The 24183-nt window shown below is 72.3% G+C and carries 25 protein-coding genes; 16 read left to right on the top strand and 9 right to left on the bottom strand.

What is annotated here, in order from left to right:
- Positions 1–62: 62 nt before the first annotated feature.
- The 3 genes from ACIRRS_RS22160 to ACIRRS_RS22150 all read right to left on the bottom strand — a co-directional run bounded on the left by ACIRRS_RS22160 (position 63) and on the right by ACIRRS_RS22150 (position 3197).
- Positions 63–1286 carry a cytochrome P450 gene (locus ACIRRS_RS22160; RefSeq protein ID WP_402973208.1) on the bottom strand — a complete coding sequence of 408 codons (1224 nt, stop codon included), beginning with the start codon at positions 1284–1286 and terminating at the stop codon, positions 63–65.
- 146 nt (positions 1287–1432) lie between these two features.
- Positions 1433–2563 (bottom strand): hydrolase, encoded by a 1131-nt coding sequence (locus ACIRRS_RS22155; protein ID WP_402973205.1) that lies wholly within the window; start codon positions 2561–2563, stop codon positions 1433–1435.
- 166 nt (positions 2564–2729) lie between these two features.
- On the bottom strand, positions 2730–3197 hold the full coding sequence (locus ACIRRS_RS22150) for an SRPBCC family protein (RefSeq protein WP_402973203.1): 468 nt from the start codon (positions 3195–3197) through the stop codon (positions 2730–2732).
- Positions 3198–3368: 171 nt separating this feature from the next.
- On the opposite strand from ACIRRS_RS22150, the gene ACIRRS_RS22145 reads away from it, so the two are divergent.
- From ACIRRS_RS22145 to ACIRRS_RS22130, 4 genes are read left to right on the top strand one after another with little or no spacing between them, the layout of a single operon-like run.
- On the top strand, positions 3369–4157 hold the full coding sequence (locus tag ACIRRS_RS22145) for an SDR family NAD(P)-dependent oxidoreductase (RefSeq protein ID WP_402973200.1): 789 nt from the start codon (positions 3369–3371) through the stop codon (positions 4155–4157).
- 27 nt (positions 4158–4184) lie between these two features.
- Positions 4185–4718: a flavin reductase family protein gene (locus tag ACIRRS_RS22140; protein WP_402973198.1), complete on the top strand. Its 534-nt coding sequence runs from the start codon at positions 4185–4187 to the stop codon at positions 4716–4718.
- The gene (locus ACIRRS_RS22135; protein WP_402973195.1) at positions 4715–5632 is read left to right on the top strand and encodes an MBL fold metallo-hydrolase; all 918 of its coding nucleotides are present in this window, start codon (positions 4715–4717) and stop codon (positions 5630–5632) included. The genes ACIRRS_RS22140 and ACIRRS_RS22135 overlap by 4 nt, the downstream gene beginning before the upstream one ends.
- Before the next feature lie 21 nt (positions 5633–5653).
- Positions 5654–5776 carry a hypothetical protein gene (locus ACIRRS_RS22130; RefSeq protein ID WP_402973193.1) on the top strand — a complete coding sequence of 41 codons (123 nt, stop codon included), beginning with the start codon at positions 5654–5656 and terminating at the stop codon, positions 5774–5776.
- Positions 5777–5840: 64 nt separating this feature from the next.
- On the opposite strand, the gene ACIRRS_RS22125 is transcribed toward ACIRRS_RS22130, so the two are convergent.
- Positions 5841–6290 (bottom strand): nuclear transport factor 2 family protein, encoded by a 450-nt coding sequence (locus ACIRRS_RS22125; protein ID WP_402973190.1) that lies wholly within the window; start codon positions 6288–6290, stop codon positions 5841–5843.
- A 177-nt stretch (positions 6291–6467) separates the two neighbouring features.
- On the opposite strand from ACIRRS_RS22125, the gene ACIRRS_RS22120 reads away from it, so the two are divergent.
- From ACIRRS_RS22120 to ACIRRS_RS22080, 9 genes are all read left to right on the top strand, one after another.
- The gene (locus tag ACIRRS_RS22120) at positions 6468–6743 is read left to right on the top strand and encodes a DUF6059 family protein (protein ID WP_402973188.1); all 276 of its coding nucleotides are present in this window, start codon (positions 6468–6470) and stop codon (positions 6741–6743) included.
- A complete protein-coding gene (locus ACIRRS_RS22115) occupies positions 6740–8311 on the top strand; it encodes an acyl-CoA carboxylase subunit beta (protein WP_402973185.1) in 1572 nt (523 codons plus the stop codon). Before ACIRRS_RS22120 ends, ACIRRS_RS22115 begins: the two co-directional genes overlap by 4 nt.
- Positions 8308–8520, top strand: a complete 213-nt coding sequence (locus ACIRRS_RS22110; protein WP_402973182.1) for an acyl-CoA carboxylase subunit epsilon — start codon at positions 8308–8310, stop codon at positions 8518–8520. Before ACIRRS_RS22115 ends, ACIRRS_RS22110 begins: the two co-directional genes overlap by 4 nt.
- 154 nt (positions 8521–8674) lie before the next feature.
- The gene (locus ACIRRS_RS22105) at positions 8675–9715 is read left to right on the top strand and encodes a VanZ family protein (RefSeq protein WP_402973180.1); all 1041 of its coding nucleotides are present in this window, start codon (positions 8675–8677) and stop codon (positions 9713–9715) included.
- Between the two features lie 63 nt (positions 9716–9778).
- Entirely contained in the window at positions 9779–10219 is a 441-nt protein-coding gene (locus ACIRRS_RS22100; protein WP_402973177.1) for a hypothetical protein, read from the top strand.
- A gap of 90 nt (positions 10220–10309) precedes the next feature.
- Entirely contained in the window at positions 10310–11926 is a 1617-nt protein-coding gene (locus ACIRRS_RS22095; RefSeq protein WP_402973174.1) for a multicopper oxidase family protein, read from the top strand.
- Between the two features lie 271 nt (positions 11927–12197).
- The gene (locus ACIRRS_RS22090; protein ID WP_402973171.1) at positions 12198–14135 is read left to right on the top strand and encodes an amino acid transporter; all 1938 of its coding nucleotides are present in this window, start codon (positions 12198–12200) and stop codon (positions 14133–14135) included.
- 181 nt (positions 14136–14316) lie between these two features.
- The gene (locus ACIRRS_RS22085) at positions 14317–14859 is read left to right on the top strand and encodes a TetR/AcrR family transcriptional regulator (protein ID WP_402973168.1); all 543 of its coding nucleotides are present in this window, start codon (positions 14317–14319) and stop codon (positions 14857–14859) included.
- Between the two features lie 7 nt (positions 14860–14866).
- Positions 14867–15322, top strand: coding sequence for a DUF5360 family protein (locus tag ACIRRS_RS22080; protein WP_402973166.1), 456 nt, complete (start codon positions 14867–14869; stop codon positions 15320–15322).
- A 55-nt stretch (positions 15323–15377) separates the two neighbouring features.
- On the opposite strand, the gene ACIRRS_RS22075 is transcribed toward ACIRRS_RS22080, so the two are convergent.
- Positions 15378–16025 (bottom strand): transglycosylase family protein, encoded by a 648-nt coding sequence (locus tag ACIRRS_RS22075; protein ID WP_402973163.1) that lies wholly within the window; start codon positions 16023–16025, stop codon positions 15378–15380.
- A gap of 374 nt (positions 16026–16399) precedes the next feature.
- On the opposite strand from ACIRRS_RS22075, the gene ACIRRS_RS22070 reads away from it, so the two are divergent.
- Positions 16400–17908: a purple acid phosphatase family protein gene (locus tag ACIRRS_RS22070; protein WP_402973160.1), complete on the top strand. Its 1509-nt coding sequence runs from the start codon at positions 16400–16402 to the stop codon at positions 17906–17908.
- A gap of 71 nt (positions 17909–17979) precedes the next feature.
- On the opposite strand, the gene ACIRRS_RS22065 is transcribed toward ACIRRS_RS22070, so the two are convergent.
- Entirely contained in the window at positions 17980–20046 is a 2067-nt protein-coding gene (locus tag ACIRRS_RS22065) for a PQQ-binding-like beta-propeller repeat protein (protein WP_402973158.1), read from the bottom strand.
- A gap of 447 nt (positions 20047–20493) precedes the next feature.
- Here ACIRRS_RS22065 and ACIRRS_RS22060 point away from each other — a divergent pair, with 447 nt between their 5' ends.
- Entirely contained in the window at positions 20494–20859 is a 366-nt protein-coding gene (locus tag ACIRRS_RS22060; protein WP_402973155.1) for a hypothetical protein, read from the top strand.
- 105 nt (positions 20860–20964) lie between these two features.
- Positions 20965–21894 (top strand): tectonin domain-containing protein, encoded by a 930-nt coding sequence (locus tag ACIRRS_RS22055; RefSeq protein ID WP_402973152.1) that lies wholly within the window; start codon positions 20965–20967, stop codon positions 21892–21894.
- 40 nt (positions 21895–21934) lie between these two features.
- On the opposite strand, the gene ACIRRS_RS22050 is transcribed toward ACIRRS_RS22055, so the two are convergent.
- Genes ACIRRS_RS22050 through ACIRRS_RS22040 form a run of 3 tightly spaced genes read right to left on the bottom strand, consistent with a single transcriptional unit; the run spans position 21935 to position 24115 of the window.
- Complete coding sequence (locus ACIRRS_RS22050; RefSeq protein ID WP_402973150.1) at positions 21935–22447, bottom strand: hypothetical protein; 513 nt, start codon at positions 22445–22447, stop codon at positions 21935–21937.
- A gap of 1 nt (position 22448) precedes the next feature.
- Complete coding sequence (locus tag ACIRRS_RS22045; protein WP_402973147.1) at positions 22449–23798, bottom strand: hypothetical protein; 1350 nt, start codon at positions 23796–23798, stop codon at positions 22449–22451.
- Entirely contained in the window at positions 23798–24115 is a 318-nt protein-coding gene (locus ACIRRS_RS22040) for a hypothetical protein (RefSeq protein WP_402973144.1), read from the bottom strand. The genes ACIRRS_RS22045 and ACIRRS_RS22040 overlap by 1 nt, the downstream gene beginning before the upstream one ends.
- Positions 24116–24183 lie beyond the last annotated feature (68 nt).

Below are 24183 nucleotides of genomic sequence, written 5' to 3'. Positions count from 1 at the left end.
CGGGTGAAACGGCGACGAGGCGGCAGGGCGCCGGTGCCCTGCCGCCTCGTTCTGACGTTCCGTCAGCTTCCCCAGGTGACCGGGAGGCTGGTCAGCGTGTGGTTGATCTCCCCGGTGTGCCAGGGGAGGTCGTCGATCGAGCCGGCCAGCCGGAGGTCGGGGAAGCGCCGGACCAGGCCTTCCAGTGCCACCTGCATCTCGATCCGGCCGAGGGTTTTGCCGAGGCAGTAGTGCAGGCCGTGGCCGAAGGAGATGTGCGGGTTGTGGGTGCGGGTGACGTCGAGCCGGTCCGGGTCCTGGAACACCGAGCCGTCCCGGTTGGCCGAGGCCAGCGCGATCACCACCGCGTCGCCGGCCTTGATCTCGGCGCCGCCGATCTCCACGTCCTCGAGGGCGACCCGGGGGAAGCCGGTGGTGTCGGTGGCGAACAGGTTGACGTGCCGCAGCAGTTCCTCGACCGCGACCGGGATGCGCCCGGGCTGCTCCACCAGCAGGTCCCACTGGTCGCGGTGGTCCGTGATCAACGCCAGCACCGAGTTGCCGAGCTGGTTGGCGGTGGTGTCGAAGCCGGCGCCGATCAGGGTGAAGCCGAAGGTCACCAGCTCCTCCTCGCTGAGCCGGTCGCCCTCGTCACGGGCGGCGATCAGCTCGGAGAGCATGTCGTCCGTCGGGTTGGCGCGCTTGTCGGCGATCAGGCCGACGATGTACTCGCTGAGCTTGGCCAGCCCCGCCAGCGCGGCCTCACCGCCCGAGCGGTCGTCCACGGTGGCGAAGGACCGGGCGTGGCGCTCGAAGGTCTGCAGGTCCTCGCGCGGGACGCCGAGCAGCTCGCCGATGACCGTCAGCGGCATCGGCAGGCAGAGCTGCTGCACCAGGTCGACGCTCGGGCCCTTGGCGGCCATCTCGTCCAGCAGCTCGTCCACGATCTCCTGGACGCGCGGCCGCATCTTCTCGACCCGGCGGACGGTGAACGAGCCGGCCACCAGCTTGCGCAGCCGGGCGTGCTCGGCGCCGTCCATGGAGATGATCATCTCGGGCGTGGTGTGCATCGAGCCGCCCACCCGCGGGGCGTGGGCCCCGCAGGCCGCCGCCCGGCTGATCCTCGGGTCGGCGAAGGCCTCCTTGACGTCCTCGTACCGGGTCACCAGCCAGGCGTCGACGCCGCCTGCGGTCGGGACCTTCGCCACCGACTGCGGGCAGGCCCGGAGTTCGGCGTACTGCGGTGCGGGGCCTCGGTAGGAGGACCCCTCGAAGGGAAAGACGGACTGATCCTGCTGAGCGGGCACGGTGGCACCTCCGGGAGCTTCCGGTCACGGTCACGCAGCACGCTAGGAGCGCGGGCTGGAGAGGGTCTCGCTCGGTGCTGGAGCACCGAAGAGGGCCACTCCGGAGGTCCGTCGCGCTCCTCCGGGGTGGCCCTGTGCGACGGTCGTCAGACCTCGGGGCCCAGCAGGACCGCCGAGTAGTTCTTCCGCGCGGCCGTGTCGTACTGCAGCGCGACGTGGCTGGCCGCGGAGGTGACGTCCCGCCAGAACCGCTGCAGGGCGTGGCCCTCGCCGAGACCGCCGGTGCCGGCCGCCTTGATCAGCAGGCCGACCGCCTCCACCGCCGCCTCCGCGGCGTAGGTGGCGTTGCGCTCGTTGCGGGCCATGTGCTCGGGGGTGAACAGCCGGCCGTCGAGCACCCCGGCGTTCTGGGCGACCAGGAACCGGGCGGCGTCGACACGCCCGGAGGCGCGCACCACGGCGAGTTCGGCGGCCTGGCCGCGCTTGCGCCCGGTGAGCGCGGCGGCGGTCGCGTTCAGCGCGCCGACGGCGGCGCCCACCACGGGGGCGATGAAGGTCAGCCCGCCGACCGCCTGGAACGGGACGTTGTGGGCGGCGACGGCGGAGGTCGCGTTGACGCCGGTCAGCATGTCCGTGCGGTCGTAGGAGAGGTGCGCGGGCACCAGCACCTCGTCGACCGTCAGGGTGTGGCTGCTCGTGGCCCGCATGCCGATGCTGTCCCAGGTCTCCTGGACCCCGTACGAGCCCTTGGGCAGGGCGAAGAAGCGCAGCTGCGGCGGACCGTCCTGGCCGGCCACCGAGCCGCAGACCAGCGCCCAGTCGGCGAAGTCGATGCCGCTGGTGTAGCTCCAGCGACCGCTCAAGCGCCAGCCGCCGTCGACGGCCGTGGCGCGCCCCGCGGGCATCAGGGCGGTCGCGATCACGACGTCGGGGCTCGCGCCCCAGATCGCCCGGTGCCCCTCGGCCGGCAGGTGGGAGGCGAAGCGGGCCGAGTACGCGCTCAGCGAGGCGCACCAGGCGGTGGCCGGGCACTCCTGGCCGATGGCGACGACGGCGCGGGTCAGCTCGTCGAACGAGCCCTCGGTGCCGCCGAGTTCGGCGGCCACGAAGTGCCGGGCGAAGCCGGCCTCGCGTATCCCGGCGACGACCTCGGGGGAGAGCCTGCGGGTGGCGTCGGCCTCGGCCGCGCGCTGTCCGGCGAGGAGGCTCACCTTCTCGGCGGCTGTGGCCAGCCCGGTGTCCACTGTGCCGGGGTCCTTGTGCGTGACGGCGGGCATCCTCGTTGACCTCCTGCGGTGACGGGCTCATCGATGGCCGCTGGAGCTTGGCGCCCGCCGCTCGAACACGGGTGCACCAGCACTGGACCGTGACGGCCGGCCCCGGGCGCGCGAACGGGGCCCCGGTCGCCGCTGACCGGGGCCCCGCAGGATGTGTGACGGTCCGTCAGATCGCGTTGGCGAACCGCTCCAGGGTCTCGCCCGGGCTCGGCCCGTCGAGCGCCTTGAAGATGCCGAGGGCGCCCTCGCCGTGCTTGTGCAGCTTGACGTGCGCCAGCTCCACCCTGGTGGTGTTCTCGTCGACCGGGGTGAACTCGACCTCGATCTCGCTGGCCCGCTCGTCGTCCGTGATCGACTGCCAGTGGCCGTCGATCCGCCAGGTCATCGACAGCCGGTAGGGCGGCTCCCAGGTGAGCACCTTGCCCCAGGCGATCTCGTTGCCCTCGACGTCCCACTCGTAGTAGCGGCCGCCGACCCCGGGCTCGAAGGCCAGGCCGGCCCGCTCCTTCTTGACCAGGACGTGGGTCTCCGGCCACCAGTCCTTCGGGCGCTCGGTGAACACCGTGAAGCAGTGATCCACCGAGGCGTTCACGGTCACCGACTTCCGTACGTCCGGGATCGGCTGATCCGACATGGTCACTCCTCGTTGGTCGCGGTGCGCGATGGACGCCGACACCCTTGCCCCCGGGCCTCGACCGCGCGTCGAGGCGGCCTCGAAGTGCCGCACCTCGACCGGGAGTCGAGGTCCGCCCAAGGGTGCGCGGCCACCGTCGTCCCACTTCGACGGACGACACAGGAGAACACCATGACTGACACGGGACGGCGGGTCGCCTTCGTCACCGGAGCCACCAGCGGTATCGGCCTGGCCGTGACCGAGCTGCTCGCCCGCCAGGGCATCGCGGTGTTCGGCGTGGCCCGCAACGCGGAGAACGTCCAGACCCTGGTGAAGCGCCTGCGCGACGAGGAGGGCCTGGAGGTCAGCGGCACCGCGGCCGACGTCTCCGACACCGAGCAGATCAAGGCGGCCGTCACCAGGGCCGTCGAGGAGTTCGGCCGGATCGACATCCTGGTCAACAACGCGGGCCGCGGCGGCGGCGGTGAGACGGCGAAGCTGGAGGAGTCCCTCTGGCTGGACATCATCGACACCAACCTCAACAGCGTCTTCCGCGTCACCAAGGAGGTGTTGAGCACCGGCGGCATGCTGGCCAACGGCTGGGGCCGCGTGATCAGCATCGCCTCCACCGGCGGCAAGCAGGGCGTCGCCATGGCCGCGCCGTACTCCGCCTCCAAGCACGGGGTGGTCGGCTTCACCAAGGCGGTCGGCATCGAGCTGGCCAAGACCGGGGTCACCGTCAACGCGGTCTGCCCGGGCTACGTGGAGACCCCGATGGCGCAGCGGGTCCGCCAGGGCTACGCGGGCTACTACGGCGTCACCGAGGAGCAGATCCAGGAGAAGTTCGAGGCGAAGATCCCGCTGGGCCGCTACTCCACCCCGGAGGAGGTGGCCGGCCTGGTCGGCTACCTGGTGACGGACACGGCCGCCTCGATCACCGCGCAGGCGCTCAACGTCTGCGGCGGGCTCGGCAACTACTAAGAGGTCCGAAGAGACGGAGCCGGCACCATGACCAACACTGCCCAGGCCCTGATGGCCGAACCGGACACCGCCGCCTTCCGGGCGGCGATGGGCGCCTTCCCCACCGGGGTCACCCTACTGACGCAGGGCACCGGGGACGAGACCATCGTGATGACCCTGAACAGCCTGACCTCGGTCTCGCTCGACCCGCTGCTGCTGCTGGTATCGGTCAAGTCGGACGGGCGGATGCGCCCGCGCGTGGTGGGCTCCGGCAGCTTCGCGGTGAACGTCCTCGGCGAGGAGCACCAGGAGCTGTCCACCGAGTTCGCACGGCCCGACCGCCCCACCGGCGAGCTCGCGGTGCGGCGGATGCGCGCCGTCGAGGGGGTCACCGGCAACGTCGTACTGCCGGGCGCCGTCGCCTCCTTCGAGTGCCGGCTGCACGCCGAGTTCGAGGCCGGTGACCACGTCCTGCTGATCGGCCGGGTGGTCGCGATCCACCAGGGCGGGCAGGACCAGCGTCCGCTGCTGTTCCACCGCGGCCGCTACGCCCGCCTGCCGTTCGCCCGGGAGGCCGCGTGACCACCGCGACCCTGCCCCTGCCGGCGCTGCGCGAGATCGCCGACGGCGTGCACGTCTTCGAACAGCTGCCGGGGGGCTGGTGCATCAACAACGCCGGCCTGGTGACCGGCGGCGGCCGGGCGATCCTGATCGACACGGTGGCGACCGAGGCGCGGGCCCGCAGGCTGCGCGAGGAGGTCGAGTCGATCGCGCCCGGCGGCCCCGACATCGTGGTCAACACCCACTTCCACGGCGACCACGTCTTCGGCAACTCGCACTTCGTGCCCCGCGCGACCGTGGTGGCCGCCGAGGGCACCCGCTCCGACATGGCCGAGTCCGGCCTCGGCCTGTGCCACCTGTGGCCGGACGTGGACTGGGGGCACACCGAACTCGCCCTGCCCGACCTGACGTTCCGCGACTCGCTGACACTGCGGGCCGGCGGGCTGACGGTCGAGCTCTTCGAGCTCGCGCCGGCGCACACCGCCAGTGACGTGGTGGCCTGGGTGCCGGAGCGCCGGGTGCTCTTCACCGGCGACGTGGCCTGGTCGGGGGTGACCCCGTTCGTCCTGATGGGCTCCATCGAGGGTTCGCTGCGGGCGATCGACCGGTTCAGGGCGCTCGGCCCCGAGATCGTCGTGTCCGGGCACGGCGCCGTCGGCGGACCGGAGGTGCTGGACGCCACCGAGGCGTACCTGCGCTGGATCCGCGGCCTCGCCGAGCAGGGGCTGCGGGACGGCCGGTCACCGCTGGAGGCCGCCAGGGCGGCCGGTCCCGGCGAGTTCTCCGGCCTGCTGGACCCCGAGCGCCTGGTGGGCAACCTGCACCGCGCCTACGCCGAGCTGCGGGGGCTGCCGCCCGGGGCGAGGATCGACGTGGTGACGCCGTTCCGGGAGATGGTCGAGTTCAACGGAGGCCTGCCGGTCTGCCACGCCTGAGCAGTCGAAGGAAGGTTGGCGATGATTTCCGCACCGATCGAGTACGTCAGAGGGGCCGGACACGAGATTCCGTGGCCGGAGCTGCGCTTCCCCGGGTACGAGGAGGACGAGGGCGAGAGCCACATCTGCCGGGGGATCGACTGAGAAGAAGACAGACGGATGCGGCGGGGACGTCAAGGACGTCCCCGCCGCATCCGTGTGGGGTGGTTCAGAAGAAGTCCACCGGCTGGTCCCGGTGGATGACCCGCTTGCTGGTGAGCAGCCGGCCGTCCCGGCGCACCAGGACGTCCTCCACGGTGAAGGTCGGCTCGAAGGTGAGGTTCCCCTCCCGGTCGACGAGGGTGACCAGCGTGTAGTAGGAGACGTTGAGTTCGTCGTCCTTCTCACCGGGCTCGATCAGCAGGTGGTCGAACCAGTGGCGGGGGGCGATGTCCCGGTAGCGGGGGAGGTTGCGCTGCATCCCCTCGACCATGTCCGCCCGGCCCTCGGCCTTGGCGCCGTTGGCGTGGATCACCACACCGTCATCGGTGAAGGTGTCGGCGAAGCCCTCGATGTCGAGCGAATCCACACGGCGCATCTGCTGGGCGTAGAACGTGCGCACCTCCGCGTAGAGATCCCCGGTGACCTGACTGCTGGCTGTCTGGACCGCCTGAGACACGGCGACTCCCTTCGACGACGCTCTGCCACCCCGAGCGGGGGGCATGAATGCCGTCAACCCTGCCTGGAACGCCTGCAGTTGCGCTGGAGCCGGACTCGCTGCCGCTGCCCGGGGCTCGACCGGGTCTCGAGCGAGGACTTGCATCCTCGCGGTCTCTTCGAACAGAGAGGGGGCCCGATGTCCGTTCCACGACGGCTGCTGTCCGCAGTCGTCCGCCACTGCCTCAGACCGTTGGGGGAGGGGCTGATGACCATCGGCGGGTTCGACTTCCACCGGTACGAGGAAGCGCTCTCGGCATACCGGGAGTCGGGGTACCTCCCACCGCTGCTGCCGCTGCCGTACGGGCCGCCGCCCGGCCACCCCGAGCGGCTCCGTCCGGATCTGCCGCTGAGCCACCAGGAAACCGCCCTGCTCCGGCAGTTGGTGCCGAACAGAACCGGAGGACGCACATGACCATGATGGACGAGAGCCCGCGCACCGCGGACCGGGCGGCCGAACTCGCGGCGCTCAAGGCCGAGTTGCTGGTCGGGCCGAGCGCCAAGGCGACCGAGGCGCAGCACGCCAAGGGCAAGCTCACCGCGCGGGAGCGGATCGAGCTGCTCTTCGACCCCGGGACCTTCACCGAGATCGAGGGCCTGCGCAGGCACCGCGCCACCGGCTTCGGCCTGGAGGACAAGCGCCCGCACAGCGACGGTGTGATCACCGGATGGGGTCTGGTGGACGGCCGTCGGGTGTTCGTCTACGCCCATGACTTCCGGATCTTCGGCGGCGCGCTGGGCGAGGCGCACGCGCAGAAGATCCAGAAGATCATGGACATGGCCGCCACCACCGGCTGCCCGATCGTCGGACTCTGCGACGGTGCCGGCGCCCGCATCCAGGAGGGCGTCACCGCGCTCGCCGGCTACGGCGGCATCTTCCAGCGCAACGTCCGCAACTCCGGGGTGATCCCGCAGATCAGCGTGATGCTCGGCCCGTGCGCCGGCGGCGCGGCCTACTCCCCGGCGCTCACCGACTTCGTGTTCATGGTGCGGGACATCGCGCAGATGTTCATCACCGGCCCCGACGTGGTGCAGGCCGTGACCGGCGAGGCGATCACCCAGAACGGCCTGGGCGGCGCCGACGTCCACTCCACCCTCTCCGGCGTGGCCCACACCGCGTACGACGACGAGGAGAGCTGCCTGCTGGAGGTCCGCTTCCTGCTCTCGCTGCTGCCCTCCAACAACCGCGAGCTTCCGCCCGCCGAACAGGCCGGCGACCCGGTCACCCGCCGCTGCGAGGCCCTGATCGACCTGGTCCCCGCCGACCCCTCGCGCGCGTACGACATGCGGGCGGTCCTCCGGGAGATCACCGACCACGGTGACTTCTTCGAGGTGCACGAGCAGTGGGCCGGCAACGTGATCTGCGCACTGGCCAGGCTCGGCGGGCAGGTCGTCGGCATCATCGCCAACCAGCCGTCCGTGCTGGCCGGTGTGCTCGACATCCACGCCTCCGAGAAGGCTGCGCGCTTCGTCCAGTTCTGCGACGCCTTCAACATCCCGCTGGTCACCCTGGTCGACGTGCCGGGCTTCCTGCCCGGTGTGGACCAGGAGCACGGCGGCGTCATCCGGCACGGCGCCAAGCTGCTGTACGCGTACTGCAACGCCACCGTGCCCCGGATCTCGCTGATCCTGCGCAAGGCGTACGGCGGCGCGTACATCGTGATGGACTCGCAGTCCATCGGCACCGACCTCTCGCTGGCCTGGCCCACCAACGAGATCGCCGTGATGGGCGCCGACGGCGCCGCCAACGTCATCTTCCGCCGCGAGATCGCCGCCGCCGAGGACCCGGCCGCCACCCGGGCCCAGCTCGTCAAGCAGTACCAGAGCGAGCTGATGCACCCGTACTACGCGGCCGAGCGCGGCCTCGTGGACGACGTCATCGACCCGGCCGAGACCCGCATCCGGCTGATCGACGCCCTGAGCATGCTGCGTGGCAAGGTCACCGCCATCCCCTCCAGGAAGCATGGGAACCAACCGCAATGAACCAGACGACCGAAACCCTGTTCACGATCGAGCACGGGCGGCCCTCGCCCGAGGAGCTCGCCGTTGTCACCGCCGTCCTGCTCAGCCGGCTGCGCGGGCAGCGGCCGGGCTCGGACGAACTCTCGCGTGCCGGTTGGACGGTGACCCGTCTCGACCAGGCCGGCTCCTGGGCCGGACCCGACGCCACCGTCTGGCGGACCGCCGTCTGACCCGACCCGAGGTGAGCCCGGCTCGCACCACCGAGCCGGGCCCCGGGCATGACGGGTCCGGCTGGTGGGCCGGGGGGCGTGTGAGTCCGGTCGTGTGCGTCTGTTTGACTGTCGGCTTGCTCCGTACCGTCAACTCTCGCGACTGGAAGCTCAGATGACAGAAGCCGCTCTCAACGGCACGCCCCTGCTGTTCCCGGTCTTCGGCGTCCTCGGGGTGCTCTTCGGTGCCGGGGCCTGGTGGTGGGCCCGGCGGGACGGACGGCCCGTGGTGACGGCGGCGCTGTGGGGCGTGAGCCTGGCGGGCGAGGCGGCCGTCACCCTCACGCCGACGGCGTCCGGGTACGCAGGGACGCCGTACTGCTCGATCGGCCCGTCCGTCTGGTACGACCTCACCGCGCAGCAGGGCCTGATGAACATCGCCCTGTACGTGCCGCCGGCGTTCCTGACCGTCCTGCTGTTCCGCCGCCCGCTGACCGGGCTGGCCGGCCTCGTCGTGCTCTCGGCGGGGACGGAGATCACCCAGACGCTGCTGCGCACCGGGAGGGCCTGCGACGCCGCCGACTTCCTCGACAACTCGGCGGGGGCGCTGATCGGCACCCTGCTGGGGGTGGGGTGGCTGCTGGCGCTGCGGCGCGGGCCCCAGGGGGTGCTGCGCGACCTGCGGCAGGGCGCGGCGATCGCCGGGGCGGGGCTGGGGGTCGTCGGGCTGGTGCTGGGGCTGGGCATCCGGATCGTCCAGGACGGCCCCGGCTTCGAGCCGGTGGCGATGGGTGACCCGCTGCGGGCGCAGGAGGTCGCGGACAGCCTGTTCGGGCCGGACACCCGAGTGAGCCTGACGAAGACCGAGCCCGGGTCGGCGGGCGGGCCGGCGGTCATGGAGGTGACGACGGACCGGGGCTCGTTCCGCATCGACCTCCCGTCGGGGGACCTGCTCTCCGCCGTCGCGGACGGCGGGGTGATCGGGGTGGTCCTCCCGCCGGAGAAGGTGGTCGCCGCCGGGGCCGAGTTCGCCCACGTCTGGTTCGGCGACCGCGTCGCCGGCGTGACCCCCACCGTCACGCCCGTCCCCTCCGACGACACCGCCCGCACCCTCACCTACCGCCGCCCGGCCGAGGCCGGGCGGCCCCCGCTGAGCATCACCGTCACCGTCTCCGGCACCGGCCACCTCCTCGCGGTGGACACCGGAGCCCGGTAGGCGCGTGGGACGGGATACCCTGCGGGGGTACGTGTCGGCATCGGGGTGCGAGGAGGCGGGGCGATGGGGCGGGGGTTCCGGCCGATCGGCGCGTCGCTGCCCTGGCTGCCGCGCCTGCTGCTCCTGGCCGCGCTGGTGCTGGGCGTCGTGACGATGCACACCCTCGGCCATCCCTGGGAGGCGCACGGCACGCACGGCATGCACGACCGTCCGACGGCGCTCGCCGCGCATGCCGCACAGCCCGCGGAGGTCGAGCCCCTCGCCGTGCCCGACCGGCCGACGGCGCACGCCGCCCCGCCCGCCGACGGCATGGACCCGATGACCGTCTGCCTCGCCGTCCTCGCGGGCTGGACCCTCGTGCTGCTCGCCGCCGCCCCGCTCCTCCACCGCAGCGGCGACCCCGCCGCCGCGCTGCGGGCCCGCCTCCTGCGGGCCGTCCGTGCGCTGCCCCCGCCCGTGGGCGGGCGGACGCTCCTCAACCGGCTGTCGGTGCTGCGCCAGTAGGCGCGCGCCCGCTGCCCCGCGCCCGCGCGCGGAGCGGCCGACGCGCCCTGCCCGTACACCCACACCACACCGCACGAGGTGCACTCCGTCATGCGCACACCCACCCGCCGTACCGTCCTCGGCGCGGCGCTCGCCGCCGCGTCCACCGGCCTGCTCGCCGCCTGTTCCTCCGACTCGATGGGCTCCATGGGCTCCACGGGGGGCATGGACCACGGCGGCCCGAGCAGCCCCGCCGCCCCGCCCGCCGGCTTCGTCGCCCCCGGCGGCCCCGAGGTCGCCGCCGCCGAGGCGCGCCGCAACCCGGGCCCCGAGCGCAAGGTCGCGCTCACCGCCACCGAGTCCACCGTCGACCTCGGCGGCGGCCGTACCGTCCGCACCTGGACGTACGGGGACCGCCTGCCCGGCCAGGAGGTGCGGGCGAAGGCGGGCGAGACGCTCGCGCTGACCCTCGCCAACCACCTGCCGCAGCCCACCTCCCTGCACTGGCACGGCCTCGCGCTGCGCAACGACATGGACGGCGCGCCGGGCGTCACCCAGGCCCCGATCAAGCCGGGCGCCTCCTTCGACCACCGCTTCGCCCTCACCCACCCCGGCACGTACTGGTTCCACCCCCACTCCGGCGCCCAGCAGGACCGGGGCCTCTACGCCCCGCTGATCGTCGAGGACCCGAAGGAGCCCCTCGCGTACGACAAGGAGTGGGTCGTCGTCCTGGACGACTGGGTGGACGGCGTGGACGGCAGCACCCCGGACGCCGTGCTCGCCGAACTCGCCAAGGGCATGGGCGGCATGGGAGGCACGGGCGGCACGGACCACTCCGGCCACGACATGCCCGGGATGCCGGGCATGGGCGGAGGAGGTGGGACCGGCCCCTCCCGCATGCTCATGGGCGCCCGCAGCGCCCTCCTCGGCGGCGACGCCGGCGATGTCGCGCACCCGTTCCACCTGGTCAACGGCCGTCTCCCCGCCGCCCCCGAGACCTTCGCCGCCAAGCCCGGCGACCGCGTCCGCATCCGCCTGATCAACGCGGGCGGCGACACCGCGTACCGGGTCGCCCTGGGCGGGCACGAGTTGACGGTCACCCACACCGACGGCTTCCCCGTCGAGCCCGCCACCACCGAGGCCCTGCTGCTCGGCATGGGCGAGCGCTACGACGTGCTGGTCACCGTCAAGGACGGGGTCTTCCCGCTGACCGCCCTCGCCGAGGGCAAGAACGCGACCGCCCTCGCCGTGCTGCGCACCGGAGGCGGCGCCGCCCCCGACGCGGCCGTCCGCCCGTCCGAGCTGGACGGGCGGCTGCTGACCGCCGACAGGCTCAAGGCCCACCCGAGCGTCCGCCTCCCGGCGCGGCGGCCGGACCGCACCGTGAAGCTGGAGATGACCGGCGGCATGGCCACGGCGGACTGGGCGTTCAACGGCCGCCGCTACGACCCCGCCCAGCGCTACCCGGTGGCGGCGGGGGAGCGGGTGCGCCTGGAGTTCCGCAACGCGACGCAGATGTGGCACCCCGTCCACCTGCACGGACACACCTTCGCGCTGCCCGGCGGCGGGTCCGGCGACGGCCCGCGCAAGGACACCGCGATCGTCCTGCCGGGCGCGACCCTCGCCGTCGACTTCGACGCCGACAACCCGGGCCTGTGGATGGTGCACTGCCACAACGTGTACCACGCGGAGACGGGCATGATGACGGTGCTCGGCTACCGAGCGTGACGAACTGAGGCTCCCGGGGCGGGGAACACCCCTGCCCCGGGAGCCGCGTCCTGACGCCGATCTCACTGACGTTTTCTTAACGCGGGGCGATGACGTGTCCTTAACGCCTGTCGCATAGCCTGACGCACTGCCGTCGCCCGACGGCGTTTTTACGGGGTCTTTAAACAAGAGGTGCAAGGTGACTTCGTCGGGTTCGACGGACACTTCGACGGGCCGGGCGGCGGAGACGCCGTCGGCGCGAATACGCTTCCGCAACTGGATGCTGGAGGACATGAGCGCGGAGAAGCCCGCGCAGACGTCCGGCGAGGGCCAGGCCGCGGAGGCCGTGGAGTCGGGGGACTCCACGACGGCGCAGGCGGCGCAGGGCGCGCACACCGGCCAGCGCTGGTGGCGGGTGATGTGCCTGACCGGCCTGGACTACTTCTCCACGCTCGGTTACCAGCCCGGCATCGCCGCCCTCGCCGCGGGCGTGCTCTCGCCGATCGCCACGATCGTGCTGGTGGTCGTCACCCTGCTCGGCGCGCTGCCCGTCTACCACCGTGTCGCCCAGGAGAGCCCGCGCGGTGAGGGCTCGATCGCGATGCTGGAGCGGCTGCTGTCCTTCTGGAAGGGCAAGCTGTTCGTCCTGGCCCTGCTGGGCTTCGCGGCGACGGACTTCCTGATCACCATCACCCTCTCAGCCGCGGACGCCAGCGCGCACCTGGTGGAGAACCCGCACCTCAACAGCCTGCTCGGCAACAAGCAGGTGCTGATCACCATGGTGCTGGTCGCGCTGCTGGGCGCGGTCTTCCTCAAGGGCTTCGGCGAGGCGATCGGCCTGGCCGTCTTCCTCGTCGGCGCCTACCTCGTGCTGAACGTGGTCGTGGTGGCCGTCGGCCTGTGGGAGATCGCGAAGGCCCCGCACGTCGTCACCGACTGGACGGACGCGCTGACGGCCCAGCACGGCAACCCGATCGTCATGGTCGGCGTGGCCCTGGTGACCTTCCCGAAGCTGGCGCTGGGCCTGTCCGGCTTCGAGACCGGCGTCGCCGTGATGCCGCACATCAAGGGTGACGCCACGGACACCGAGGCGAACCCGGCCGGCCGGATCCGCGGCACCCGCAAGCTGCTCACCACCGCCGCCGTGATCATGAGCGTCTTCCTGATCGCCACCAGCTTCATCACCACCCTGCTGATCCCGGCCGACCAGTTCAAGCCGGGCGGCGAGGCCAACGGCCGCGCCCTGGCCTTCCTGGCGCACGAGTACCTGGGCGGCACCTTCGGCAGCGTCTACGACCTCTCCACCATCGCCATCCTCTGGTTCGCCGGCGCCTCGGCGATGGCGGGCATGCTCAACCTGCTGCCCCGCTACCTGCCGCGCTACGGCATGGCCCCGCACTGGGCCCGCGCCGTGCGCCCGATGGTGATCGTGCTGACGCTGATCGGCTTCCTGGTCACCTGGATCTTCGACGCGGACGTGGACGCCCAGGGCGGCGCCTACGCCACGGGTGTGCTGGTGCTGATCAGCTCGGCGGCCATCGCGGTGACCATCGCCGCGCACAAGCGGGGCCAGCGCGGCTGGACGTACGGCTTCGGCGCGATCGCCGCGATCTTCCTCTACACCACCGTGCTGAACGTGATGGAGCGCCCGGACGGCCTCAAGATCGGCGCCTGCTTCATCGCCGGCATCATCCTGCTCTCGCTGCTCTCCCGCCTGCGCCGGGCCTTCGAGCTGCGCGTGACGAACGTGGTGCTGGACGATGTGGCGGAACGTTTCATCAGGGACTACGCCCACCGTCCGCTGCGCCTGATCGCCAACGAGCCCAGCAACCGCGACGTGGCCGAGTACCGGGACAAGATCCGCCAGATCCGCGCCGACAACGACATCCCCGGCGAGGACGACCTGGTCTTCGTCGAGGTCACCGTCCGCGACGCCTCCGACTTCGAGGCCGAACTGACCGTGCGCGGCGAGGTCCTGCACGGCCGCTACCGGGTGCTCACCCTGGAGAGCTCCAGCATCCCCAACGCGATCGCCGCCCTGGCGCTCACCGTCCGGGACCGCACGGGCCAGCAGCCGCACCTCTACTTCGAGTGGACGGAGGGCAACCCCTTCGCCCAGTTCATGCGGTTCTTCCTGCTCGGGCAGGGCGAGGTCGCGCCGGTCACCCGCGAGGTGCTGCGCGAGGCCGAGCCGGACCGCAGCCGCCGGCCGCGCGTCCACGTCGGCTGACGCCCGTCCGCACCCGAAGGGCCCGCCCGGTCACCTCGACCGGGCGGGCCCTTCGCCTTCTCCCATTCTCCAAACTGCCTGCGGCCGACGGTGGTTGAGCCGCGCCGGCGGCTGCTAGGGTGGCGCTTCGACGGGACCGACCGTCTGGACGGTCCGACGGTGACGAACAGGGTGGGGGCCCATGAGGGACCAACTGCTGGACGCGGTGGAGCGGCTGCTCGTCCGGGGCGGCGTGGACGCCGTACGGCTGGACGCGGTGGCCGCCGAGGCGGGGGTGAGCAAGGGCGGGCTGCTGCACCACTTCCCGAGCAAGCGGGCGCTGGTGGAGGGGGTCGTCGCCCGGCTGGCCGACCGCTTCGAGGCGGTGCTGCCCGGGCCCGGCTCGGAGCCGGGGGCGTTCGCGCTGGCCTGGCTGGACGCGACCATCCCGCCCGAGTCCCCGGCGGGGGACACCAGCGGCGTCGACCAGGTGCCCGTCGCCCTGCTCGCCGCCGCCGGCGGGCCCGAGGTGCTGGACGGGCTGCGCGAGCGGTACGCCCGCTGGCAGCGGCGGCTGGAGGAGGACGGGCTGAGCCCGGCGACGGCCACGCTGGTGCGGATGGCCGTGGACGGCTGGTGGTCCGCGAGGCTGCTCGACCTCAGCCCGCCGCACGACGGGCTGCACCGTGAACTGCGGGCCCTGATCGTGGAGTTGGTGAACCGTGACCGTGCGCTCCAGGCCTGACCGACTGATGACGCTCACCAAGGCGTCGATGGCGCTGACCGACCTCGGCTTCCTGGTCTACTGGGCGGTCACCGTGACGGCGCTGCTGCCCGCCGAGTACGCGTACCGGGACTACGACAACCCGGTCCTCGCCGACTGGAACTACTCGTTCCTGCCGCTGGACCTGCTCGCCAGCCTCACCGGGATCGCCGCCCTGCTGACGGGCTGCCGGGGCCGGCGCGCCGCCGTCCGGTCGCTGATGCTGCTCTCGCTCGCGCTCACCAGCGCCGCCGGGCTGCAGGCCGTCGCCTTCTGGGCGCTGCGCGGGGACTTCACGCCCGGATGGTGGGCGCCGAACCTGTTCCTGCTGCTCTTCCCGCTGCCGGGGATCGTCCACCTGGCGCGGCGCGACCTGGGCTGGCCCGAGGCCCGAGGCCTGAAGCCCGAGGTCCTGAAGCCCGAGGCCCTGAAGCCCGAGGCCTGACGGGGCATGACGCCGCCCGCGCCCGTACGGGGGTCGGGCGCGGGCGGCGGCTGGATCACTCCGAGGGGACGCGCAGGACCAGGCCAGGCCGGATGAGGTCCGGGTCCTCGCCGACGGCCGTCCGGTTGAGCGCGTACAGGGCGGGCCAGCCGCCGGGCACGCGCAGCGCGACGGCGAGGTCGGTGAGGGTGTCGTCCTCGCGGACGGTCCACTGCCCGCCCTCCGCGGCCGCCGGCTTCGGGGGCGCGGCCTCGGGCGCCCGGCCCGGACCGCTGTCCCGGCCGTTGCCCCCGTCCGGGCCGTTGCCACGGCTGTGGTCCCGGGTGGCGCGGACGCCGCAGACCGGCCAGGGGCTCAGCCCCCGGCGCCCGGCCAGGCGCCCGGCGATCTCGATCTGCTCCTCGCGGCTGGCGAGGTCCGCGCGCGGCGCGTAGGTCAGCCCGCCGTTCTCCCGCCAGGTCGGGTCGTCGAACTGGAGGCCGCCGAAGTAGCCGTTGCCGGTGTTGACGTGCCAGTTCCCGCTGCTCTCGCAGGCCGCCACGCTCTCCCAGTCGTACGCGCCGCCGCCTCCCGGTCCGTCGCCCTCGCCGCCCGGTGGCGCGGCCTGGGCCGCGGGGGCGGCGAGGGCCACGGCGACGGCGCACAGCGCGGTGGGGAGGAAGCGGCGGCGGAAGCGGGCCGAGGAACGGGCGGTGGGAGGCATCGGCGGCTCTCAGGTCAGGGGACAAGGCGTGCGCCGTCCGGAGACGGCGCATTCCCAACCGACGCACGCCGGGTGGGGCGCGGCGCCGACGACACGTCCGGCGGGTCACCCGGTCGGTCGCCCGGGACCACCCGGGCGGCCCGCCGCCATCCGGCCGTCCCCCGCCGGAGTGGTGTTCAACTTCCGTTCGCCGTACGCACGGTCGGCATTGGTCCGATCGTGCGATCCGACTGGGAACCTCCTCGGCGTTTCTCGGAGCACAGGAGGCAGCAGTGGTGGCACAACCTTCGCGTAGAACGGTCCTTCGGACGGGTACGGCGGTCGGCGCACTCGCGGCGATCCCCGCCTCGACCCTGCTCTGGACGCAGCCGGCCGTGGCCGGCACGCCCGGGCCCGAGCAGATCCACCTCCAGTGGGGTGACGAGCCCTCCCGCGAGATGACCGTCTCCTGGGCCACCGCCGCCACCGTGCGGCGCCCCCGGGTCCGCATCGGCACCCCGCGCACCGGCGCCGGCCGCACCGTCGACGCCCGCAGCCGCAGCTACGTCGACGGCCTCAACAAGGTCGAGACCTTCACCCACCACGCCCGCCTGGACGGGCTGCGCCCCGACACCACGTACGTCTACGAGGTGTTCCACGACGGCGCCGAGCCGGTGCGCGGCACCTTCCGCACCGCGCCCGCCCGCGGCCGGGCCTCCTTCCGCTTCACCAGCTTCGGGGACCTCGGCACCGGCGACAACGTCTTCAAGAAGTCCTCGATCCACGGCAACGCGGCCGTCCGCCAGGTCGAGCAGTTCGCCCCGCTGTTCCACCTGCTCAACGGCGACCTCGCGTACGCCAACAACAACCCGCAGCTCCAGCCGCAGGCCTGGAACGCGTTCATGAACAACATGGGCAAGTCCGCCGCCAACCGCCCGTGGATGCCGGCCCCCGGCAACCACGAGGTCGAGGCCGGCGGCGGGGACCTCGGCTACGCCTCCTACCTGACGCGCTTCGAGCTGCCCGGCAACGGCACCCGCGACCACTGCGGCAACTGGTACAGCTTCCAGGTCGGCTCCGTCCTGTTCGTCAGCCTCGACGGGAACGAGATCGCCGTCGAGGACGACGCCAGCCTCGACCCGGCCACCGGGCAGTCCATCTACATCAGCGGCTACAGCGAGGGCGCCCAACTGCGCTGGCTGGAGAGCCTGTTGAAGCGCGCCCGCAAGGGCAGTGAGATCGACTGGATCGTCGTCAACCTGCACCAGTTCGCGATGTCCTCCTCGGCCGCGAGCCACGGCGGCGACATGGGCCTGCGCGAGCACCTGCTGCCGCTGCTCGACCGCTACTGCGTCGACCTCGTCCTGGCCGGCCACGACCACGACTACGAGCGCACCCACCCCGTGCGCGGCACCGAGCCGGGCGGCCTGCTCACCCCGGCCGTCGCGGACGACGACCTGCGCCGGATCGACACCTCCGAGGGCACCGTCCACCTCATCCTCGGCGGCGGCGGCACGGCGGGCCACGACGACGTCTACCTCCCGGTCGACGAGGACGGCGTGCGCCAGGCCTCCGTCCGCACCCAGCGCCTCACCTTCAAGGCCGACCCGGACGCCAAGGAGAAGGCCCTCTGGTCGGCGGTGACGGACCCGGACACCGCGTTCCCGTACGGCGTCGCCGTCTTCGACGTCGACCCGGGCCTGGTGCCCGGCGGCCGGACGACGATCACCGTCTCCTACTACCACTCGGTGCCGGCCACCGCCGCCAACCCCGTCCCGACGCCGGTCCTGTTCGACCGCTTCACGCTCTACCGCGACCGCAGCGACGGCTGGTCCGACGACAACGACGACCAGGGCGAGGACGACCGCTCCGCCGCCCGCGCCAAGGCCCACGCCGGCCGCTGACGCCCGTTCACCCCGCAGCACACCGCCCCGCCGCGACCACGGTCGCGGCGGGGCGGTGTGCTGATGCTGCGCTACTTCACGACAGCACCCGTGGCGGCGTCGAGCGCGTACACGTTCTTGTCGTCGGCACCGCCGACGTACACCACGCCGCCCGCGACCGTCGGCGTCGAGAGGAGGCCGTTGCCGCCGGTGGTGTAGGCCCATTTCCTGGCACCTGTGGCGGCGTCGAGGGCGTACACGTTGTTGTCGTCGCTGGAGATGTACACCACGCCGCCCGCGACGGCCGGCGATGGGCAGAGACCGCGGCCCCCGGTGGTGTAGGCCCATTTCCTGGCGCCCGTGGCGGCGTCGAGGGCGTACACGTTGTTGTCGCCGCCGGAGATGTAGACCACACCGCTCGCGACGGCCGGCGACGATTCGACGATGCCCCCGGTGGTGTAGGCCCATTTCCTGGCGCCGGAGGCGGCGTCGAGGGCGTACACGTTCTTGTCCGTACTGCCCGCGTACACCAGGCCGTCCGCGACGGCCGGTGACGAGTAGACGTTGCCGCCGGTGGTGTAGGCCCATTTCCTGGCGCCCGTGGCGGCGTCGAGGGCGTACACGTTCTTGTCCACACTGCTGACGTACACCACACCGCCCACGACCGTCGGCGACCGGTCGACGAGGCCGCCGGTGGTGCAGGTCCACCTGTTGGTGCCGGTGGCGGCGTCGAGGGCGTACACGTTGTGGCCCGAACTGACGTACACCACGCCGTCCGTGACCACCAGCGAGCAGCCGCCACCGGCGTCGATGTAGTTGGCCCACTTCTTGGTGCCGGTGGTGGCGTCGAGGGCGTACACGGTCTTGTCGTCGCTGCCGATGTACACCACGCCGTTCGCGACCACCGGCGACGAGGGGAGGTTGCCACCGGTGGTGTAGGCCCATTTCCTGGTGCCGGAGGCGGCGTCGAGGGCGTACAGATTCTTGTCGTAGCTGCCGACGTACACCACACCGCCCACGACAGCCGGCGCCGCCGTGACGAAGCCGCCGGTCGCGAAGGGCCACTGGGGTCGTAGGGGTGTCGACGGACTGATGCCGGTCGACGGGCTCGTACCGACGGCCTGGCCGGGGTCGTCGGTGGCGGCGCCGCGGTCGGTGAAGGGGAGCGCCGCAGCGATTCCGCCACCGATGGCGACGGTGGCGCCGGCGGCGAGCCGGAGGAATCGGCGGCGCCCGGGCGACGGCGCTTGGGGCGGGCGCCCCTCGGCACCGGTTTTCGGCGTGCCGTGGTCCGGGCCGGGCGGCGGGGCGGGGACCGGGGCGGGGGCCGTCGTGCGGTGGCGGGTGAGGGCGGCGAGGCGTCGGTGGACGTCTTCGGCGGTGGCGGGTCTGTCGGCGGGGTCCTTGGCGAGGAGGGCGAGGACGAGGTCGTCGAGGTCGGCGGGGATGCCCGCGCGCTGTCCGCCGGGACGGGTGGGGGCCGTGAACAGGTGGGCGTTCATCATCGAGATCGGGCTGCTGGCCTCGAACAGCGGCTTCCCGGTGAGGAGTTCGTGCAGGACGCAGCCGAAGGAGTACAGGTCCGAGCGGGCGTCCCCGGGGTGCTCCTCGAACCGTTCGGGTGGCATGTAGGCGAGGGTGCCCATCACCTTGCTGGAGCGGTTCGTGGACTCCATGAAGCGGGCGATCCCGAAGTCCAGGACCTTGACCCGCCCTTCGGTGGTGAGCATGAGGTTCGCCGGCTTCAGGTCACGGTGGACGATGCCCGCGTCGTGGGCGCGGGCGAGTGCCGCGGCGGCCTGGGCGGCCCATTCCACGGCGGAGGCGACCGGCGGGGGGCCGTCCTCGTGGAGCACTGCGGCCAGGTTGCGGCCCTCGACGAACTCCATGACCAGGAACAGCGAACCGTCCGCCTCGTCCTGGCCCAGGTCGTGCACGGTGACCACGCCCGGGTGCTGCAGGGCGCCGGCGGTACGCGCCTCGCGGAAGAACAGTGCCGCGCCCGCGTCGTCGCGCTTCTCGTGCGGAAGCAGCTTGACCGCGACCCGCCGCTCGATCATCCGGTCCCGGCCCTCCCACACCTCCCCCATCCCGCCGCGCCCCACAAACCGCACCAACGCGTAGCGTCCGGCAAGAACCCGCACCGCCAACACCCCCATGGACGAACAACCGCACACTGCGGCACCGACATCGTGCCACCCGACACCGCGCGTCAGAGCTTCCGTCTCCGACGCCAACGCGCAGCCGTGGGTGCCGTGTTCGTCCGAGAGGGTGTTCCGGATCGCGATCGGGCCCCGCCCCGGCGCATCGGGTCGTCGACGACGAAGGATTCCGATGCCTTTTCGACATCCGGGCATTCATTCGGCCCGGGAATCGGGTACCGACAATTTCCGGGAATCGCGGGAAAGACGTTCCAGGAGTGCCGGGAGGGTGCCCCGGGGCCTGCGGTGCGAGTCCATTGACATGTCTCGGTTACGGGTGCGAGTGTGCTCACGGAGCATTTTCCTCCCTGTTTCCGGAATCCGATTCCGGATGCTTTCATCGAACGCATCGACGGACGGCGAAACCGGAGGGGCCCGATTCGTTCACCGGGCAGGAGCACAACCATGCGCAGGATCGTGAGGACCACCGTCGCACTCGCGTTCGCCGTCGGCGCGGTGGCCACCGTCGGGGCGACGACCGCCACGGCCCGGACCGCGGACGACAGTTACGGCTGTCCGTCCGGGTACGTCTGTCTCTATCCGGGCGCCGGGTGGAACAACAACCAGCCGACCTCCACCTACTACCGGTACGGCACCTACAACCTCAGCAACATGTACGGCACCTACCGCATCTACAACAACCAGACCGGCGGTGCCACCATGCGCACCTGCACGGGCTACGACGGCGTCGGCTGCGAGGGCTACCTGCCCGCCGGCTGGTACATCGACAAGGACATGACGCCGATCAATTCCATCACGCTGGAACCGTAGGCAGCGAATTCCTGTTCCCCCTGAGCAGGGGATTCATTTCGGCGCATTCGCCCCCCTGATTCTGTAGCTCGGATCACTCCCACGCCACTCAGAAGGTTGGAAGCGATGCTTCTCCGTGCCACTTCCCGCAAGCTCCTCCTCACCGGCCTCGCGCTCGCGATCGGCACCGCGCCGCTGGCGGCGGTGCCCGCCCAGGCCGACACCGCGTCCGTGACCGCCGCCGCCACGGCCCGGCCGGCGGATTCGATCTCCGCCTACCACGCGCTCTTCGCCCAGAACCCGGACCGCAGCGGCGTCTTCTACTTCGACGGCTCGACCTGGACGCAGGTCGGCGGCCCGGCCTCCACCATCGTCTCCGGCGGCAGCGGGCTGATCGCCACCAACCCGTCCAGCGGAGACCTCTACGCGTACAACGGGAGCCCCAACAACTGGTCCCGGATCGGAGGCCCCGGCAAGGAGTTCGCCCAGGACGGCAACCGCCACGTGTACGGGCTGAGCCCGGACGGCGGCGGGGTGTTCCAGTGGCAGGGCGGCACCAACTGGATCCAGATCGGCGGCCCCGCCACCGACATCTACGCCGGTGGCGGCGACACCCTGATCGCCACCAACCCCAGCACCGGCGACGTCTGGCGCTACAACGGCACCCCGAACAGCTGGACCCGCATCGGCGGCCCCGGTGCCCAGTTCTCCGTCGACAGCAACGGCACCGTGTACGGGCTGACCCCGGACCGCGGCGCCGTCTTCCAGTGGCAGGGCGGCACCAACTGGATCCAGGTCGGCGGCCCGGCGAGCAGCATCGTCGCCGGTGGCGGCGGCACCCTGCTGGCCACCAACCCGAGCACCGGCGACGTCTGGCGCTACGGCGGCAGCCCGAACAACTGGGCCCGGATCGGCGGCCCCGGTGCGGAGTTCACCATCGACGGCAACGGCACGGTCTACGGGCTGACCCCGGACCGCGGCGCCGTCTTCCAGTGGCAGGGCGGCACCAACTGGACGCAGGTCGGCGGCCCGGCCTCCTGGCTCGCGGCCTCCTGAGGCCCCGGGCCCGCCGCGCGGGGAAGCGCGGCGGGCCCGCTCAGTCGCCGGTCGCCCGGACGTAGACGTCGGCGGCCACACCCTCGGCCGAGGCCTTCGTCGGGGGCCGCGGAACCACGAAGACCTGCCGCCCCGCCCGTACGTCCGGCAGGAGCACGGCCCCGGCGGGCTGCTCGACGTGCAGTGCGATCCGCAGGTCCTCCGGCAGGATGGCGGGGGTACCCGCCGTCGGCAGGTCGTAGGTGCGCAGGAAGTCCTCGACGTTGTTGTCGGCGGTGTCGGCGGCCCCGTACCGCAGGTACGTGACCGGCGCCCCGTCAGGGCCCACGGTCAGTACGGCCGCCGCCGGGGCGTAGTACCGCCCCTTCCCGGGGTGCTGCTGGTGGGACAGGCCCGCCAGCCGCTCCGCGCGCGCGGCCTCCGTCCCGTCCCGCGACTCGCGGGCCCCCAGGAACGCGTCCACGCCCCACCACAGGCACCCCACGATCACCAGCCCGCAGAGCACCTCGAAGGCGATGAGGAGCCGACGTCCGGTGCTCCCGGCCGATGCCACCTCAGAGCTTCCTCGTCCGGGCATCGCTGGCGCCTCCCATGTCGAACTCCCGGGCCAGCCCGGTCCTGTGGAGGCGCTGGAGGTCCCCGTCCGACACGTACCCCACGCCCGGCACCTCCGTCCCCTTCTGGTGGAGCGGGTCGTTCCTGTCGAAGTCCCAGTTGTACCGGTCGCGCACGTGGGTCTTGTAGGTGACCGTCACCTCCGGCGGGGCGCCGGGCGAGGTCGGCTTGACCTCGACCTTCGCCTCCGTGTTGTAGTGGAAGGAACCGACCGCGTAGAACCAGTCCTTGCTGCTGTACGGGGTCGCGGACATGGGCTGCCAGCCGGTCTGCTGGACCAGCGCGACCGGCTTGCCCGTGCGCCGGTACTCCGCGAGGGCCTCGGCCTCCCAGCCCGGCAGGTTGCCGTCCAGAGTGGTGGACACGCTCTCCTTGAAATCGGGGATCTCCTTCAGCATGTCCTCGACGTTCAGCGCCAGCGGCTCGCCGCTGCCGGAGAGGTAATGGGCCATGTTGGCGCTGGCGTTGGTGCCCCCGGCCGTGAACGGCATCCCGGCGATCCCGGCGCCCAGCATCGCCTTCAGCCGGCGGTCCGCGTCGGTCGGCGTCTCCGTGCCGTAGTCGCCCGAGCCCCGGTCGTACGCGTCGGGCGGCAGCAGGACGCCGCCCTCGCCGCCGATGGCCTTGGCCATGTCGCGTGCGCCCGCCAGGTCCTCGCCGACGACGCGCCTGGTCCACTCGTCGAAGACGCGGTAGTCCACCGCGCTGTTGATGCGGTCCAGTTCGTGCGCCGCCGTGCTGCTGACGGTTGCGGCGTAGGTCGTCGCCGCCTTCAGGAGGTTGCGGATGTCCCCTGCGACGCCGGCCAGCCGCCGGGCTTCGCCCGCACCGTCCGGGTCGTTCCCGCTCGCCCAGGAGGGGTACCCGATCCCGCCGTCCTCCGCGATGGTGAGGCTGTTGTCGCGGGCCAGGTCGTCGGCCTCCGCCACCCAGCGGCGGGCGAGCGTCAGTCCGGTGGCAGCCGTGGCGAGGGTGAGCTTCGCGGCCTCCAACTCCTGCTCCGCGATGGACATCTCGTCCAGCAGTTCCTTCAGCGCACGCCGCCCGAGGGTCGCGGCCTCGCCGCTCCAGCCCTCCTGGAGGGTGGAGAGGACGTCGACGGCGACGAACCGGGCGGAGCTGATGGCCGTGCCGACCTTGTCCCACTCCTCCGACGCCCGGTGGAACGCCTGCGGGTCGCAGGAGCGGACCTGCTTCAGGGTGACCGGCGTCGCGAAGCGCCGCTGGTGGGGCGGGGTGACGACCGTGTCGCGGCCGTCGGGCTGCTCCTGCTGGTACGGGGACGGCATCAGGCCTTGCCCTCCAACAGATCGGCGGCGGTGCGCAGTTGCTCCGCGATCCCGGCCTCCTGGCGGTCGTAGTTGGCGGCGGTGGCCCGCAGCCCCTCGGCGATCTTGCGCATCGCTTTGGTGACCTTGCCGGTCTCCGCCGACCAGCGGGTCGTGCAGGTGCCCAGGGACGAGCCGATGTCCCACCCGTTGTGGCGGGTCGCGGCGGCGGCGGACTCGCCGAAGCCGGTGTCCGCCTGCGAGATCGTGTTCGCGCCCTCCTCCAACCTGTTCGCCGCCACGGGGAACCGCTCCGGCTCCGCTGTGTACCCGCTCACCCCATGTCCTCCCCAAGATCGGGTAAAGCCCGGTTCTCAGGCTAACGATCAGGGAGGCGTCGGGCGGC

It is taken from the genome of Kitasatospora sp. NPDC101183 (genome assembly GCF_044767945.1).
Classification (GTDB): Bacteria; Actinomycetota; Actinomycetes; order Streptomycetales; family Streptomycetaceae; genus Kitasatospora.
This window is presented reverse-complemented; position numbering and strand designations above follow the sequence as displayed.

What these genes read in the sequence shown, in the direction of transcription:
- ACIRRS_RS22055 (WP_402973152.1), top strand. Translation starts at nt 20,965, where the DNA reads ATGCTTCTCCGTGCCACTTCCCGCAAGCTCCTCCTCACCGGCCTCGCG.
- ACIRRS_RS22075 (WP_402973163.1), bottom strand. Translation starts at nt 16,025, where the DNA reads ATGCCTCCCACCGCCCGTTCCTCGGCCCGCTTCCGCCGCCGCTTCCTC.
- ACIRRS_RS22120 (WP_402973188.1), top strand. Translation starts at nt 6,468, where the DNA reads ATGTCCGTTCCACGACGGCTGCTGTCCGCAGTCGTCCGCCACTGCCTC.
- ACIRRS_RS22110 (WP_402973182.1), top strand. Translation starts at nt 8,308, where the DNA reads ATGAACCAGACGACCGAAACCCTGTTCACGATCGAGCACGGGCGGCCC.
- ACIRRS_RS22080 (WP_402973166.1), top strand. Translation starts at nt 14,867, where the DNA reads ATGACGCTCACCAAGGCGTCGATGGCGCTGACCGACCTCGGCTTCCTG.
- ACIRRS_RS22145 (WP_402973200.1), top strand. Translation starts at nt 3,369, where the DNA reads ATGACTGACACGGGACGGCGGGTCGCCTTCGTCACCGGAGCCACCAGC.
- ACIRRS_RS22130 (WP_402973193.1), top strand. Translation starts at nt 5,654, where the DNA reads ATGATTTCCGCACCGATCGAGTACGTCAGAGGGGCCGGACACGAGATT.
- ACIRRS_RS22095 (WP_402973174.1), top strand. Translation starts at nt 10,310, where the DNA reads ATGCGCACACCCACCCGCCGTACCGTCCTCGGCGCGGCGCTCGCCGCC.
- ACIRRS_RS22115 (WP_402973185.1), top strand. Translation starts at nt 6,740, where the DNA reads ATGACCATGATGGACGAGAGCCCGCGCACCGCGGACCGGGCGGCCGAA.
- ACIRRS_RS22085 (WP_402973168.1), top strand. Translation starts at nt 14,317, where the DNA reads ATGAGGGACCAACTGCTGGACGCGGTGGAGCGGCTGCTCGTCCGGGGC.
- ACIRRS_RS22065 (WP_402973158.1), bottom strand. Translation starts at nt 20,046, where the DNA reads ATGGGGGTGTTGGCGGTGCGGGTTCTTGCCGGACGCTACGCGTTGGTG.
- ACIRRS_RS22140 (WP_402973198.1), top strand. Translation starts at nt 4,185, where the DNA reads ATGACCAACACTGCCCAGGCCCTGATGGCCGAACCGGACACCGCCGCC.
- ACIRRS_RS22045 (WP_402973147.1), bottom strand. Translation starts at nt 23,798, where the DNA reads ATGCCGTCCCCGTACCAGCAGGAGCAGCCCGACGGCCGCGACACGGTC.
- ACIRRS_RS22100 (WP_402973177.1), top strand. Translation starts at nt 9,779, where the DNA reads ATGGGGCGGGGGTTCCGGCCGATCGGCGCGTCGCTGCCCTGGCTGCCG.
- ACIRRS_RS22150 (WP_402973203.1), bottom strand. Translation starts at nt 3,197, where the DNA reads ATGTCGGATCAGCCGATCCCGGACGTACGGAAGTCGGTGACCGTGAAC.
- ACIRRS_RS22090 (WP_402973171.1), top strand. Translation starts at nt 12,198, where the DNA reads ATGAGCGCGGAGAAGCCCGCGCAGACGTCCGGCGAGGGCCAGGCCGCG.
- ACIRRS_RS22060 (WP_402973155.1), top strand. Translation starts at nt 20,494, where the DNA reads ATGCGCAGGATCGTGAGGACCACCGTCGCACTCGCGTTCGCCGTCGGC.
- ACIRRS_RS22105 (WP_402973180.1), top strand. Translation starts at nt 8,675, where the DNA reads ATGACAGAAGCCGCTCTCAACGGCACGCCCCTGCTGTTCCCGGTCTTC.
- ACIRRS_RS22155 (WP_402973205.1), bottom strand. Translation starts at nt 2,563, where the DNA reads ATGCCCGCCGTCACGCACAAGGACCCCGGCACAGTGGACACCGGGCTG.